This is a genomic window from Eximiradius proteiniborus, from assembly GCF_058546985.1.
On sequence record NZ_CM178592.1, the window covers coordinates 2,269,167 to 2,283,750 of the forward strand.

Here is a 14,584-nt window from a genome sequence, read left to right on the forward strand (position 1 = left end):
TCCTATTAAAGTTTTGTCCCATTTTATCGATAATAATATTGAATAATAAATTTATGAGGTTGTTTTATGATTTTTTTAGTTGTGGATGATTCTCCAACTATGAGAAGAATAGTGATAAATGCACTTAAAACTTTCGGCTACAATGACGTTATTGAAGCCGGCGACGGACAAGAAGCACTCGAAAAACTTCATCAAAATAAGGTTGATTTCGTTATCACAGACTGGAATATGCCTAATATGAGCGGTCTCGATCTTACTAAAGCTATTCGTTCGGACGCTCAATTAGCTCATCTTCCTATTCTTATGGTTACCACACGTGGTCTTAAACAGGATATTATCGAAGCTCTGAAAGCAAGAGTTAATAACTATGTAGTTAAGCCTTTTACTCCACAAGTGCTTAAAGAAAAATTAGATGCTGTCCTTAAAACTATTCAAAATTCATAGTTTGGAGTTGATATGAAACAAAAAGATATTTCCCTTTTGCTCCAAAAAGCTGATGAATTGAGAGCACTTTTCGTATTAGGTCAGAGAGTTATCCCTTTCCTCGAAGAGATTTTTATTTTCGTAAGTGAAATTCAGCCACTTTTGGATGAAATAAATGCCTCTATTCAAGAGAATTTAAAGAAAATGCCTTCCGCTTCTAAGCAACTCAGCAAAGTTACAGAAGCTACCGAAATGGCAATTACCGAAGTTATGGATATAGTTGATGGTATCCAGTATAAAGTTGAAATTATCAAAAAGAACTATAATAGAATTATTGAAATTGTCCAAAAGAAAAGAGAAAATCCTATTGCTTTGCTCGAAGCACTTTATAAAGCAATTGAAAATGGTGAAGACCTTAAACAACATCTTCCCGTACTCGCAACAATTATTACAACAATGAAAAAAATTCCTAATGCTGAAATTGACAAGATTTCTAATGAAACCGAAGAATTAATTTCCAGCATTACAAACGATTCAAACTCTATTATGATTTCACTTCAGGTGCAGGATATTACTGCTCAGCAAATTGCTGCAGTTAATAACCTACTTGAAACTATCCAGGGCAAATTAACTAAAATTCTCCACCATTTCAATGAATCCGAAATTAGCGAACTTATGCATAAAGAGCATTCACCAGACGATAAAATGCAGGTTTCCCAACTCCATCGCAAAATTGCTTTCGATCCCGAAGCAGTTGAAGCTATGGCTAATAAAGAATTCCGCCAACAACAAGTCGATGAGGTTATAGAGCAAGTTGAAAGCGGAAACTTAGATGAACCAATTGATATGGATGAAATTGAAAAAATGTTCTCTAACCAAAATCCTTCGACTGAAGCAACCGGTGATACCAAATCCCCGGTCGTCGAAGATAATACCGAGGAAGATTCATTCGAGCAATTCTCTCAAGACGATATAGATGCTCTTTTTGGTAAATAATTTGGAGTGATTATGGCTTCGATGAGTTTTAACGACCCTGAAATGCAAGAATTATTCGAAGGTTACCTGATTGAAACTTCTGAACTTCTCGAAAATTTAAGCCAGGATCTAATTGAAATTGAAACAAAGGCAGACGATTTAGATTTAATAAATAGAATTTTCCGTAGTTTCCATACCATCAAGGGAACCTCTTCCTTTATGGGTTTCAATGCTATTGCTGATATTACACACCATGCCGAAGATATTCTTAATAAACTTCGTCGAGGCGAGATTAATGTTAATCAAGAAATCATAGATGTCCTTCTTGAAGTGCAGGACTGGATAACGATGATGGTTGCTCAAATTAAAGAAGGCAACGAACCATATGCCGATTACTCTGAAACTATTGCTAAAATCCAGCGTTTGAAAGACACTCAGGCTCAGTCCACCTCATCAGAAGCACAAGATGCTCAACAAACACAGCAAATATTACCTGAGGGAACAAGTTTTGTCGAAGCTGTCCTTTCTAATCCTGAAATTGCTACCAAGCCTGGCGATTTCACTGATGAAGAATTGAAACTTATCGATGCCGCTTTCCAGGAAATTAATGTCAAATTCAAAGACGAAATTTCTCAAACAAGTGATACGGTCGATACCAGTAACGAGCAGGTCGAAGATCAAACTGTTACTCCAGAGCCTCCACCTGTTCAAGAACAACAAAAGCCTGTTGAACATATTCACGGAATACCTGTTGTCGAATCTTCTGTTCAACATACAGTTGATCAGCCAGTAATACAACAAAATATTGCATCATCGCAACAAACCAAACCATCTCCCAGCAAAGAAACTTCAAAAGCTCCCGGTAAAGCCATCTCGTCTGATACTATCAGAATTGATGTCAATCGCGTCGAAGCTCTTATGGATTTATCCGGGGAACTTGTGCTTGGTCGCAACCGTTTAGCTCAGATTACCGAATTGGTAGAGCAGGAATTTGGTAAAAATGAACACGTTCGCGATTTAATTGAAACTACTGCCCAAATTGATTTCGTTACTTCCGAAATTCAGGCTGCTGTAATGCGTATGCGTATGGTGCCAATTGGCAAACTCTACCAAAAAGCTCCTCGTATTGTTCGCGACCTTAGCAAAGAATTTGGCAAGAAAATTAATCTAATCGTTAAAGGTGAAGAAACAGAAATAGACCGTGGTATTATTGAAGAATTAAATGATCCTCTTGTCCATATGATTCGCAATTCTTGCGATCACGGTATAGAACCTTCAGAAGATAGAATTCGCCTTGGCAAACCTGAATATGGAACAATTACCTTAGACGCAGACCAGGAAGGCAATAACATTGTTCTGCGTATTTCCGACGACGGTCGCGGAATGGATCCGGAAAAACTTAAAGCAAAAGCTATCGAAAAAGGAATCCTCACTCCCGAACAAGCATCACAAATGTCACCACGTGAAGCATTCCAACTTATTTTTGCTCCCGGATTTAGCACTGCTGCCAAAGTTACTGCTGTGTCCGGTCGTGGTGTTGGTATGGACGTCGTCCGTTCCAATATCCAGAACCTGAAAGGAATGATTGATATTGAATCCGAAATTGGCAAAGGAACTACTTTTATAATTAAACTTCCTCTTACCCTTGCTATTATTCAAGGCTTGCTTGTTAAAGTGCAAGACGAAACTTATGCTCTTCCGCTTAGCTCCGTTGTTGAGGTTGTTGCAATAAATACTGATAGCGTCTATACCGTTAGCCATCAGGAAGTAATCCGTATTCGTCAGGAAGTAATTCCAATTCTTAGATTAGATAAAGTTTTAGGCGTTACTAATCCACGCGAAGAATTAGATAATCGCTATGTCGTCAATGTTGGCTTGGGTATGCAACGCATCGGACTTGTTGTTGATGAACTTCTCGGACAACAAGAAATTGTGATCAAGTCGCTCGGTGAATATTTAGGAAGTATAATAGGTGTAGCTGGTTCTACTATTTTAGGAGATGGGCGAGTAATTATGATTATTGACGTTGCCGACCTGATTCAGTCAATCTACAAAAATCAGTTTATGCAATTTGGCAAATAGCCGGTTTATTTCTTTATTCCCATTATCAAGCCATCGCCGATGGGAACAAGAGTTACAAAATAGTTCTCATTGTAAAGAAATTTTTCGTTAAAATTCTTTATCGATTTTACTTCATTTGGGTCGCGCTCGGGTGCACTATCAAGCACGTATCCAAAAGCAAATGCATTGTCTGCTGCAAATATCCCACCTTTTCTGATAAACGGTGTGAGCTTATTTAAATAAATGTAATAGCCGGGTTTATCCGCATCCACAAATACAAAATCTAACTCATAATCAAATTTACAATTTTCTACAAAATTTCGTCCATCATCGCAAATTACTTCAATCTTATTCGCGACACCTGCTATCTCAGCATTTTCCTTGATGATTTTCGCATATTCCGGATTTAGTTCAACTGCTACAAGTTTCCCGTCCTCTGGTAATGCCCTTGCCATAGAAATTGCACTATATCCGGCAAGACTGCCAATTTCAAGCACATATTTTGCCTGCATTGCTTTAAGCAAAAATTGCATAAATCTTGCTTGATTTCCACTTATGTGGATTTTCGGAAGTCCCTTGTGCTCAGCATTCTCCAATACTTTTTGCATAATTTCATCCTCAGCTGTAAACTGAGTATGCAAATATCTATCGAGTTCCTCTGTAACAACCGTTGTTTTTGCAGACATTGCTATTCCTTTCAAATTATGGTCGGGTTCCTAACCTGACGTTTACATTTACTCCGTGCTTTTCTATTTGGTTCAGCAGAGTATTAATTGATTTCAATGTTGAATCAAGTTCACTCGCGAGTTTCTTGTCGTAAATTAATCGGTTCGCAAGACCACTCCCCGAACGAACCTCTTCGGTAATACTATTAATATTCACAAGTGTTTTATCAGCCTCGCCGATAGTATTTTGCATCTTCGAAAGCAAATCATTTGCGATCGTTAATGCACTCTCTATTTGACCTATGATTTTATTTAGTTTCGGTTCATTTTGAGAATAAGTTTTCTTCAAATCAGATACAAGAATATTTAAATTGCTAACTGTAGTTTGCAGAACAGAGTAATTTTCTTTAATGAAGGTATTCAGGTTTTGAGTTATTTCGCTTGTATTATGTGCAATTGTTTCAAGATTATCAAGCAATTGCTTGTTGTTCATTACATAATTGAGATTTTGAGTGAGAGTATCAAGATTCTTCACAAGCGAAGCAGCATCATTACTCACTTCGCCCAATGTTGCAACCAAATCGGACAAATCCGCAGTCGCTCTTCCCGGTATCTCCTTGCTTATATCAAAAGGTTTGTTCAATTTCCCAGGAATAATTTCTATTTTCTTTCCGCCGGTAATTTCTAATATTGTTATTCTTGCATAACAATCAGCCCTCAAATTTTCAATGGTCTCCATATCTGCTGTTATCAGAACAGAGCCATTATCGTTTGCGATAGACTTAACTACACCACACCGCACACCATTAACAACTACCGGCGAGCCTTCTGTTATCCCGCCGGAGTTGTCAAATCTAAATTTCACTAAATTTTTCGCTGGTGAAATGCTTACTCCTTTCGCAAGCGAAAGTCCAATTATTAAGATAATTATTGCGAGTACTGATACTATGCCAACTTTTATCTCGATTTTCTTTTGTTTATTCATCTCTTCCCGTCAATTATCAGAAAGGACTATCATCGTTTTTCTTATCCGATTCGTCGAAATCGAAAGATTCGTCGAAAGTATCAGTTAGCTCGGTGTCAAAATCCGAAAAATCATTCGCATCAAAACTTGTATCAGGATATAGTGAATCAGAAATAATTCTTTCCTCTGCACTGTCAGCATTTTCCTTTTGCTTACGTGCATCAAGAACAATCATATTTTCAGCAATTACCTCAACAATATTGCGGCGCGTGTTGCTGTTTTTGTCCTCAATTGTTCTTGTCTGCAATTTACCTTCAAGATAAATTCGCGTTCCTTTGCGAAGCAACTTCTGACATACTTCTGCAAGCCCGCGCCACGCAACAATGGTATGCCAATCTGTGTGCTCCTGTAAATTCCCGTTGCGGTCCTTCCAGGTTTCCGATGTTGCTAATCTAAATGTTGCAACAGGTATTCCACTCGGTGTGAATTTTAATTCGGGATCTCTTCCCACATTTCCAATTAACATTACTTTGTTTAAAGTTCTCGACATACTTTTCTCCAAACGTTATAATTAATCACCCTTTCACATTCTTTTATTGAAAAAATAATATTATTATTAACGATTATGTTAAAAAAAAATTTATATTTTCTACTCCAATGATAATATTTTTTCTAAAAATCCTTTCATAACTTATTTGAATTATTATCAAATATTATCTTTGTGATATTTATCTCTAAATTTTCCATAAAAAATGCGATTTTTTAAAAAAATATTTTGGTTGTTATCTGAAAAGTCCTTATTTTTGTATTCGTCAATTGACGCTGTTCTTTCTAAATAAAGCCACTTTAGCTCAGCTGGTAGAGCAGCTGATTTGTAATCAGCCGGTCGGCGGTTCGAGTCCGTCAAGTGGCTCTCAAAAGCAGGCAATTAAAGCCTGCTTTTTTGTTTTATGCTTTTGGGCTATTCTTTGCTACAATAAAAATAAGGCAAATCGAAAGATTTGCCTTATTTTTTTGTTAAACTAATAACGGACTAAAACTCATCGAAATCCATTCCGCCACCGGAATTGTCTGTTTGACGTCGGCGTTCACGTTGTTTAGGTCCTTCATTTATTTTATACTGGAATCCAAGATAAGCTACTCTGGTTTCACGTTTCATTGTATAGCGATTATAAAAACTTGAATTTTCTGCATATCCACCGAATTTCATCTCATTAAATATATCTGAAATACGGAATGTAAGTGCAAGTTTCCTATCAAACATTTCATAACGCGCTCCAAAATCAAATGAACTAAACGAATATCTCTGTCCTTGTGCTGTTATTGTTGGTCCGGTGTAAAAGCCTGTTATTTGCATCGATAGTTCACGCGATAAAAATATACTTGCATTGCTTCTAATTGACCAACTGTAATCATTATTGTCCATTTCAAGAGATTTATCCTTTCCCTTTATTTCCGAACGATAATACGAAAAATCACTCGATAGCCTCATAAATTTGAAATAATCGAATGTTACATTTAGTTCCAAACCATAATTAGTTCCCTTTGCCACATTTTCGAAAGTTGTTTTGATAATACCGTCTGAAACAATATTGGCGACGAAAGATATGTTATCATCTGTCTGGCGATAAAATAGAGTTGGAGTAACCGACAAAATTTCGAAATTCTTTACATAAGCAATCTCGTATGCATTTATAAATTCCGGCTTTAATTTCGGATTTCCTCCACGTAAGTTATATGGGTCAGAATAATCTACAAATGGGTTCAGAAAATGTGAACGTGGACGATTTATCCGACGCGAATAATTTATCTGAAATTCATCAGTTTTTGATAGTTTGTAGCTGAAATTTGCTGAAGGGAAAAAATTTGCATAATCTTGTCCGTTTTTCTCACCCGTTGTTTTGAGTTCAGTTTCTATTTTGCTATGCTCAAATCGTAACCCAAATTGAACCGAAAAATCGTCGAACTTCCCACTAACTATTGCATATGCCGCAGAAATACGTTCATTATATAAAAAGTGATTCGATTTGGTTGTGTCCAAAGCTGAATATTGGAAAAACTTATAATCATCATCAAGCTTCTGGAAAGAGACTTTTGCACCTGTTTCAAGTTTATAATTCCCAAATGGATATGAATAATCAGATTGTATATTGATGTTCCGGTTAATATTATTTGACTTTGTTGCCTCTTCTAAAACTGTTCCGACTGGTACTTGCCACGTTTGAATGTAATTCCCGTCATCACTGCCATCAAATTCCGAAAAATATACATCAAATGTTAAATCGTGCCCGCGCTCACCGAAATTATGTTTATAATTCAAAGAGTAATCCCAGTATGGATTATCGTCTTCGTCTTTTGATATTCTGTAATATAAACTATTCGGATTAGTTGCAAAATTCAGGTAATTCTCATACTCAATATTTCTTTTTCTAGTTCCCTCCGATGCCCTATATGAAGCAGACATCGAAAGTTGATCGAATTTGGTAAAATTATATTCGAAACCTGTTCTAATACCTTGATTTAAAAAACTTCTGCGATTTTGGAAATCTTGTAATAATTCTGTGGTGTCTTTCAGTCGGGTTATTCTATATGAATTGCCGCTTCCTTGCATACGCCGGGAACCATAATCATAATTCAGAAAAAAGTTCCAGTCTCCATACTGATATGTTGAATTCACAGAAAATGAATATTTATCCTTAGTTCCCAAATTTACACTGAACAAACCATTCAGCCCTTCATCTCTCTTTTGATTCAGAATAACGTTGATTATCCCTGTCATTCCTTCTGCATCGTATCTGGCTGATGGATTAGTTATGATCTCAATACTTTCAATTGAAGAGGCAGGTGTTTGCTCGAAAAAAATTGTTGGACTTATACTTGTAGGCTTACCATTAATTTGAAGGCGGAAATTTGAACTGCCACGAAGGCTTACATTACCATCAATATCTACGCTCACAGATGGAATGTTCTTGATTATATCAAGAGCGGTTCCACCAGTTGCAGCAATATTTTTATCAACATTAAATATCCTTTTGCCTTGCGAGTATTCCACCATCTGTCTTTCAGCAGTTACTTCAACTGCATTTGTGCGTGTCGCGCTCTGTATTAACCCAATCGTGTTTAAATCAACAGTTCTTATCTCTCGTGTAATTGCTATCGGTTCTGAATTAAAAGTCTCGTATCCTACATAATTTATGCGAACGATGTATGTCCCCAATCGGATGTTGCTGATTTCAAATTTTCCTGATGCATCTGCTACCGCTCCTGTTGCTACCGATGAATCAGGTAATGCGATTACTGATACATTTGCACGTGAAAGTGGTGCACTTGTAGCAGCATCAACTATTTTTCCCTTAATTGTTCCTCCCCGTTGGGGTTGCTGTCCAAATATATCTAATCCGGTTATTGTTATTAATAATAGAGCAAAACAAAACACTTTTTTCATAAGAAAAACCTACTGAATTAATTACTAAAAACAATACTAAGACGTTTGAAAATGAAAAAGGTTTAAAAATTTTTTAAGAAGAAATTCATTTTTTAGGTTTTCTTGCTCTTTATTTGAACGAAATGTGAAACGGATAAACTAAATATAATTTGGTAACTCTTCCAAATTCAACAGCCGGCGATGGGAACTTAAAGTAATTCAGGTTCTGCCTTAGCCAATTCCAGAAGCGTCCTCCCTCTGGCAGTAAGTGAATTAAATTATAATCTAATGCAATTATATATCTCGGGCTTCCAAAATAAAATCCATCAACCCATTTGTCTCCTCGGCACGGCTTACATTTCCCCAAGGATGCCTGCACGGTATCGCAAAGTCCTCTCACCGCATATCCGAAAGATAATTCTAACCATTTGGGAATATGTTGTGATACACTTTCAGGTAAAGTGTTCCTCAAATTTACTGATAGCCACAATGTATGCGAACTATAATCATCGTTAAACATTTCGTGAGGATAACGCTTCCTTTCATTGTGCCAGTCAGCAGGAAAATACATAAATTTTGGCGTAAAGTTCTGAAGGTATGGAATGTAGAATTGTCCTATATGCAACGCTGCGCCGGCAACATCTGCATAAAAATCTGACGGGCTAAATCCCCACTGCTTCCCATAACCGTCCAATATTTCTATGTATGTTGAATAAGATAACCCAAAAGCAGTTCCGGCGATTGTTGCACTTTCCCAACTTAAACCTCCTTGCATAAATCCTTCTGTCATTAAGGTTGAAGTAAGGTAGCAACCATAGATATGCCCGGCTTTATCAGCATACATTGCATATTTGCCGTCTTCCTGTATCTTGAATTTTGTCTGCTCTTTCCAGATTGTTCCCATCTGAAATTGATGTTGCCAATATAAAAATGCTGATAAAACACCTACAAATATCCCAAAGTTTAATGGTTTGATATGCGTTTTCTTATATGGCAGCTCTCCCGTAATTGTATGTCTCGCTGCTCCGGCTATTGTAAACTGGCTTTGCTCCCATCTTTCGTAATCTTGACTAACGTCTGATTGCACTGTATCAACGTTTTTCTCTGGATAAAGCAACAATCCCGTAACATTGCAGTTGCAATCTTCAGCATACAGGCATATGCAATTAAACAGCAAATATAAAAATATTGTTTTCTTCATAAGCTAATGAGCAAAATTAGATGTATTTTTTGTATTATTCCAAATATAATTTAGATGTGGAAAACTATGTTCACAATTATTTTATAATTTTAAGCCCAATTATTAACTCATAATTAATATTTTTGCTATTGAAAATTATCAAATAGAAAAAGATGGAAGCAAAAAGAAGAAACATAAAGAAATTGGACGAAGCCCCAAATTTAATAAGTGCAAATATTCCTCCTCATTCCCGTGAAGCTGAAATTGCTGTGCTGGGTGCAATGATGCTGAGCCGCGAAGCTATCTCTCGCGCTCAATCTTTGCTTGAACCTAATTCTTTCTTCGACCCCCGTCACAAAATTATCTACGAAGCTTTGATTAATTTAAACGAGAAGGGGCTCAACGGCGACCTAATTTCTCTCAAAGAGCATCTTAAAAGTCGAGGCGTGCTCGACGAAGTCGGAGGCATTCAGTATCTTTCAGAAATTAGCTCTCTAACCCCAACCGCAGCACTAATTGATAATCACACCCGAATTGTTCAGGAAAAATACCTGAAACGTAGATTAATTGAAGTTGCTGGCAATATCCTGAAAAATGCCTACAGCGAAGCAACTGACGCTCTCGAAGAAATTGATTCTGCCGAAGCTCAAATCTTCTCTATCGCCGAAAAGCTACTTCATAAAAACTATACTTCTATGAAAACTCTTGCCCATCAAGCTTATGAGATGATTGTCCGGCTTTCTCACCGCTCAAACGATGGGCTTAGCGGTTTGCCAACTGGATTTATCGAACTTGACCAAATGCTTGGTGGATTGCAGAATTCAGATTTGATTATTATTGCTGCCCGTCCGTCAATGGGTAAAACAGCCTTTGCCCTTTCTATGGTTCGCAATATTGTTGTTGGCGAAAAATTGCCGGTTGCCTTCTTTTCCCTCGAAATGACTGCTATCCAGCTTGTCCTTAGATTGATTTCTGCCGAAGCTCAAATTAATCAGCAAAAACTTCGCACCGGTAGAATTTCCTCCGAAGAAAATGCAAAAATTATTTCGGCTTTGGGAAAACTTGCTGATGCTCCACTTTTTATCGACGATACCGCCGGGTTGCCTATTATGGAGCTTCGGGCTAAAGCCAGACGCTTGAAATATGAACACAATATTAAATTATTGGTTGTAGATTATTTGCAATTAATCCATCCACCAAAAGCAGAAAGCAGAGAACGTGAAATCTCGATTATTTCACAATCTTTGAAAAATCTGGCAAAAGAACTCGATATCCCAATAATTGCTCTTGCTCAGCTCAATCGTTTGGTTGAAAATCGCGCCGACAAGCGTCCTATGCTTAGCGACCTACGTGAGTCCGGTTCAATCGAACAAGATGCCGACGTGGTAATGTTCATTAACCGTCCGGAAGTTTATAAAATTATGAAATACGAAGATGGGGCACCAACCGAAAATACTGCCGAAATCATTATCGGAAAGCAACGTAACGGTCCTACTGGTGTCAAACGCCTTGCTTTTGTCAAAGATTTTGCTCAATTCGGCAATCTTGCTTATCAATATGAAGAACCTCCTTATCAACAGGATGTTGATGTTTCTGATTTCTAATAATTGCAAGGAACTATAAATGGCTACTTTAATAAAAAATATCTCTTCGCTTGTTACAATAAACGCCAACGGTAAACCATTCAAATGCGGCGAAGAAATGTCCAATATTGGCGAAATTCAAAACGGCGCTATCATTTTCCAGGAGAAAATTCTGTTTGTCGGAACAACTGATGATGCTTTACGTTTTATTTTCAATAATAATATTCAAATTCAACACACAATTGATGCCTTAGGAAAAACTGTTCTTCCGGGATTTGTTGATTCGCATACTCATTTTGTTTTTGCAGGGAACCGCTCATCTGAATTTGCTCGCCGGCTCCGTGGAGTTACCTACCAACAAATCGCAAAGGAAGGTGGTGGCATTCTAACCACAATGAAAGCAACTCGCGAAGCAAGTTTAAACCAACTTGTTGAAAATGGTATGAAACTTGCCAATTCCGCTCTTCAACACGGAACTACAACTGTCGAAATCAAAAGCGGTTACGGGCTCTCGCTTGATTCCGAAATTCGTCAGCTCGAAGCTATTGCTGTTTTGAAAAAAACTGCTCATCAAAACATTGTTTCTACATTTCTTGGGGCTCACGATTTCCCGCCCGAATATGCAAATAACCGCGATGCCTATGTAGATTTGATATGCAACGAAATGCTTCCTCTTGTTGCACAGAAGAAACTTGCTTCCTTCTGTGATGCTTTTGTTGATGAAGGCTACTATACTACCAAACAAGGACGGAAAATTTTCCAACGTGCCAAAGAATTAGGACTGAAAATCAAAGCACACGCCGACGAACTCGCAAACGTTGCGGCTGCTGAACTTGCTGCCGAACTCGGAGCTATATCTGCCGACCATTTGCTTTTTATTTCTGATAGCGGAATTGATGCTTTAAAAAATGCTGGAACAGTTGCAACCTTGTTGCCCGGAACTGCATATTTTACTCGTCTGCCGTATGCTCCAGCCCGAAAATTAATTGAAAGCGGCGCGATTGTTGCTCTTGCTACTGATTGCAACCCCGGCTCCTGCTTTACCGAAAATATGCAAATGATTCTTTCGCTTGCTGTGATAAATATGAAAATGACTGCCGAAGAAGCTCTTACAGCTGCTACTTTAAATGCTGCTGCTGCTCTTTGCCTGAGCTCACAGGTCGGAAGTCTGGAAATTGGTAAGCAAGCAGATTTGCTCATTGCAGATGTTTCCTCATATACCGACTTGTTCTATCATTTCGGAATTAATCACATTCAAAGCGTTTTTGTAAATGGAAAAAAAGTAGTCTGAACTTAATTGTTCAGACTACTTTTTTATTCGTCTTATTTTTTTGTTATTTATTTTTCCAAAGCGAGCTTTATTATTCTTTCGCAAAGTTCAGGAAATTCTATTCCAATTTGCTTTGCCGCTTTCGGTACTAACGAAGTTGCAGTAAATCCCGGAACTGTATTTATTTCCAGAAAATATGGTTGCCCCTCATCTGTTAATCGAAAATCAACACGACTAAATCCGCTACATCCTAAAACGTTGTGTGCTGTAATCGATAGTCCTTTAACAAATTCAGCTATATCTTCATCAATTTCTGCCGGGCAAACATATTGCGTCTTGCCTTTTGTATATTTATGTTCATAATCATAAAATCCGCTTTCTGGAATTATTTCTATCACAGGCAAAGCCTCGTCTCCGACAATTCCAACAGTTATTTCACGCCCATCTATATATTGCTCGATAAGCACATCACGGCAGTATTTTCCCGCCTCCGCAATCCCACGCGCTATCTCATCTAAATTCCCATCTCTCACTATTGTCAAACCTATCGTTGAACCTTGGTCATTCGGCTTAATCACAAGTTCATTTCCAAATTCGTTCCTGATTTCCTTTATTACTTCAAATTCATCTGCTGTTTCAGGAGTAACAAGAGTGCCAGCCGGAACAGGTATTCCGGCAACAAGCATTAAATTTTTTGTTGTAGCTTTGTCAATAGAAATTGCATTTGCTTTTACTCCACTGCCAGTGTATGGAATTCCCCTCAATTCAAGCAACGACTGTATTATTCCATCTTCTCCATATTTTCCGTGAAGCACGATAAACGCACAATCGATATTGTCGAATATCTCTGAATTTATGCACTCAATAATTGACTTTGGGGAAAATATCTTTAGTTCATCCAATGTATTAAAATGATTAACGTTGTTTATGTGCTCTTCAGCTTTTATTTGTCCGTCTTTCCCAAAAGCAGGGTCCACAGGGACAACATCATAACCAAGGCTGCGTAATGCTTCTACAACGGCTCGACCACCGCTTATTGATACATTCCTTTCGGTAGAAATACCACCAAACAATACTGCTATTCTCATTTTACTCCTTTTTAGATTTTTCTATTGATTCATCATACAATTTTCTTAATAATTTCATATCTTCCCAAACTGGTTTCTTCCAGTTAGGATTGCGTAATAATGCAGCTGGATGATATGTAACTAAAGTTTGAATTCCATTATAATCGAATAACTTGCCTCTTATATCACCCATTTTATAGTTTGATTTTAATAGCGTGTTCGCTGCTGTTAGTCCAAGTGCCAAAATAAACTTTGGTCTGATAAGCTCGATTTGCTTCAGAAGAAATGGTTCGCAGGCTTCTACTTCGTTTTTTGCCGGAACCCTGTTTCCGGGAGGACGGCACTTGTTTATGTTTCCGATGAAAACGTCCTTTCTTTCAAAACCAACCGATTCTAATATTTTTGTCAGCAATTGCCCTGCTCTTCCTACAAATGGACGTCCCTGCATATCCTCGTCTGCACCCGGTGCTTCCCCAATTACCATTATATCTGCATCTGGATTGCCCTCGCCAAAAACAAACTTTGTGCGTGTCATCCCAAGAGGGCATTTCTGACAATCTTTTATTTTATTATACAACTCATCTAATGATTTCGCTCTGTCCCAATCAGGCAAAACTTTCTCGTCCAGTAAGGTCGGTGCGACACTTACTTGTATAGATTGTTTGATTTCCTCAGATTTTTTCTCTTCCATTTTAATTATGCTTTCCTGTGGTTTTTTGCTTGCCTGATTTTCAGTTTTAGTTGTGGGTGGCACCGGAACCGCTTCGTATTGCTTCGGCATTTCCTCAAAATAGATATATTCGCCCGTTTGCTGGCGTATTCCCTCAAAATATACGATAATTTTGTCGAAAATATCTTTATGCATAGTATGCTTTATATTTATTTTGCAAATTAAGATTTTTTTCAACGCTTCAAAAATACAATTTTGTGTGTTTTGTGAATTATTCATTACAATATTGTTTTTGCTGAATT

General features: G+C 37.6%; 12 protein-coding genes and 1 tRNA gene. 6 read left to right on the forward strand and 7 right to left on the reverse strand.

What is annotated here, in order from left to right:
• Positions 1–66: 66 nt before the first annotated feature.
• The 3 genes from ACY2LT_RS09355 to ACY2LT_RS09365 are packed head-to-tail and all read left to right on the forward strand — an operon-like array spanning position 67 to position 3,480.
• Positions 67–444, forward strand: coding sequence for a chemotaxis response regulator CheY (locus ACY2LT_RS09355; RefSeq protein ID WP_491815342.1), 378 nt, complete (start codon positions 67–69; stop codon positions 442–444).
• A 12-nt stretch (positions 445–456) separates the two neighbouring features.
• Entirely contained in the window at positions 457–1,419 is a 963-nt protein-coding gene (locus ACY2LT_RS09360; protein ID WP_491815343.1) for a hypothetical protein, read from the forward strand.
• A 12-nt stretch (positions 1,420–1,431) separates the two neighbouring features.
• Complete coding sequence (locus ACY2LT_RS09365) at positions 1,432–3,480, forward strand: chemotaxis protein CheA (protein WP_491815344.1); 2,049 nt, start codon at positions 1,432–1,434, stop codon at positions 3,478–3,480.
• A gap of 5 nt (positions 3,481–3,485) precedes the next feature.
• On the opposite strand, the gene ACY2LT_RS09370 is transcribed toward ACY2LT_RS09365, so the two are convergent.
• Genes ACY2LT_RS09370 through ACY2LT_RS09380 form a run of 3 tightly spaced genes read right to left on the reverse strand, consistent with a single transcriptional unit; the run spans position 3,486 to position 5,638 of the window.
• Positions 3,486–4,145: an O-methyltransferase gene (locus ACY2LT_RS09370; protein ID WP_491815345.1), complete on the reverse strand. Its 660-nt coding sequence runs from the start codon at positions 4,143–4,145 to the stop codon at positions 3,486–3,488.
• A gap of 16 nt (positions 4,146–4,161) precedes the next feature.
• A complete protein-coding gene (locus ACY2LT_RS09375; protein ID WP_491815347.1) occupies positions 4,162–5,109 on the reverse strand; it encodes an MlaD family protein in 948 nt (315 codons plus the stop codon).
• A 16-nt stretch (positions 5,110–5,125) separates the two neighbouring features.
• Positions 5,126–5,638: a single-stranded DNA-binding protein gene (locus tag ACY2LT_RS09380; protein WP_491815348.1), complete on the reverse strand. Its 513-nt coding sequence runs from the start codon at positions 5,636–5,638 to the stop codon at positions 5,126–5,128.
• A gap of 290 nt (positions 5,639–5,928) precedes the next feature.
• Between ACY2LT_RS09380 and ACY2LT_RS09385 the strand changes: the two genes are divergently transcribed.
• Positions 5,929–6,001: transfer RNA gene (locus tag ACY2LT_RS09385), tRNA-Thr, on the forward strand.
• A 120-nt stretch (positions 6,002–6,121) separates the two neighbouring features.
• Here ACY2LT_RS09385 and ACY2LT_RS09390 read toward each other — a convergent pair.
• Both ACY2LT_RS09390 and ACY2LT_RS09395 read right to left on the reverse strand, forming a co-directional pair.
• Positions 6,122–8,533 (reverse strand): TonB-dependent receptor domain-containing protein, encoded by a 2,412-nt coding sequence (locus tag ACY2LT_RS09390; RefSeq protein ID WP_491815350.1) that lies wholly within the window; start codon positions 8,531–8,533, stop codon positions 6,122–6,124.
• Between the two features lie 109 nt (positions 8,534–8,642).
• Positions 8,643–9,713: a DUF2279 domain-containing protein gene (locus tag ACY2LT_RS09395; RefSeq protein WP_491815351.1), complete on the reverse strand. Its 1,071-nt coding sequence runs from the start codon at positions 9,711–9,713 to the stop codon at positions 8,643–8,645.
• 152 nt (positions 9,714–9,865) lie between these two features.
• Between ACY2LT_RS09395 and dnaB the strand changes: the two genes are divergently transcribed.
• Both dnaB and hutI read left to right on the forward strand, forming a co-directional pair.
• Positions 9,866–11,296, forward strand: coding sequence for a replicative DNA helicase (gene dnaB / locus ACY2LT_RS09400; RefSeq protein ID WP_491815352.1), 1,431 nt, complete (start codon positions 9,866–9,868; stop codon positions 11,294–11,296).
• Positions 11,297–11,315: 19 nt separating this feature from the next.
• On the forward strand, positions 11,316–12,566 hold the full coding sequence (gene hutI, locus ACY2LT_RS09405; RefSeq protein ID WP_491815353.1) for an imidazolonepropionase: 1,251 nt from the start codon (positions 11,316–11,318) through the stop codon (positions 12,564–12,566).
• A gap of 47 nt (positions 12,567–12,613) precedes the next feature.
• On the opposite strand, the gene ACY2LT_RS09410 is transcribed toward hutI, so the two are convergent.
• Positions 12,614–13,633: a D-alanine--D-alanine ligase gene (locus tag ACY2LT_RS09410; protein ID WP_491815354.1), complete on the reverse strand. Its 1,020-nt coding sequence runs from the start codon at positions 13,631–13,633 to the stop codon at positions 12,614–12,616.
• Between the two features lies 1 nt (position 13,634).
• Positions 13,635–14,477, reverse strand: a complete 843-nt coding sequence (locus ACY2LT_RS09415; protein ID WP_491815355.1) for a uracil-DNA glycosylase — start codon at positions 14,475–14,477, stop codon at positions 13,635–13,637.
• Positions 14,478–14,584 lie beyond the last annotated feature (107 nt).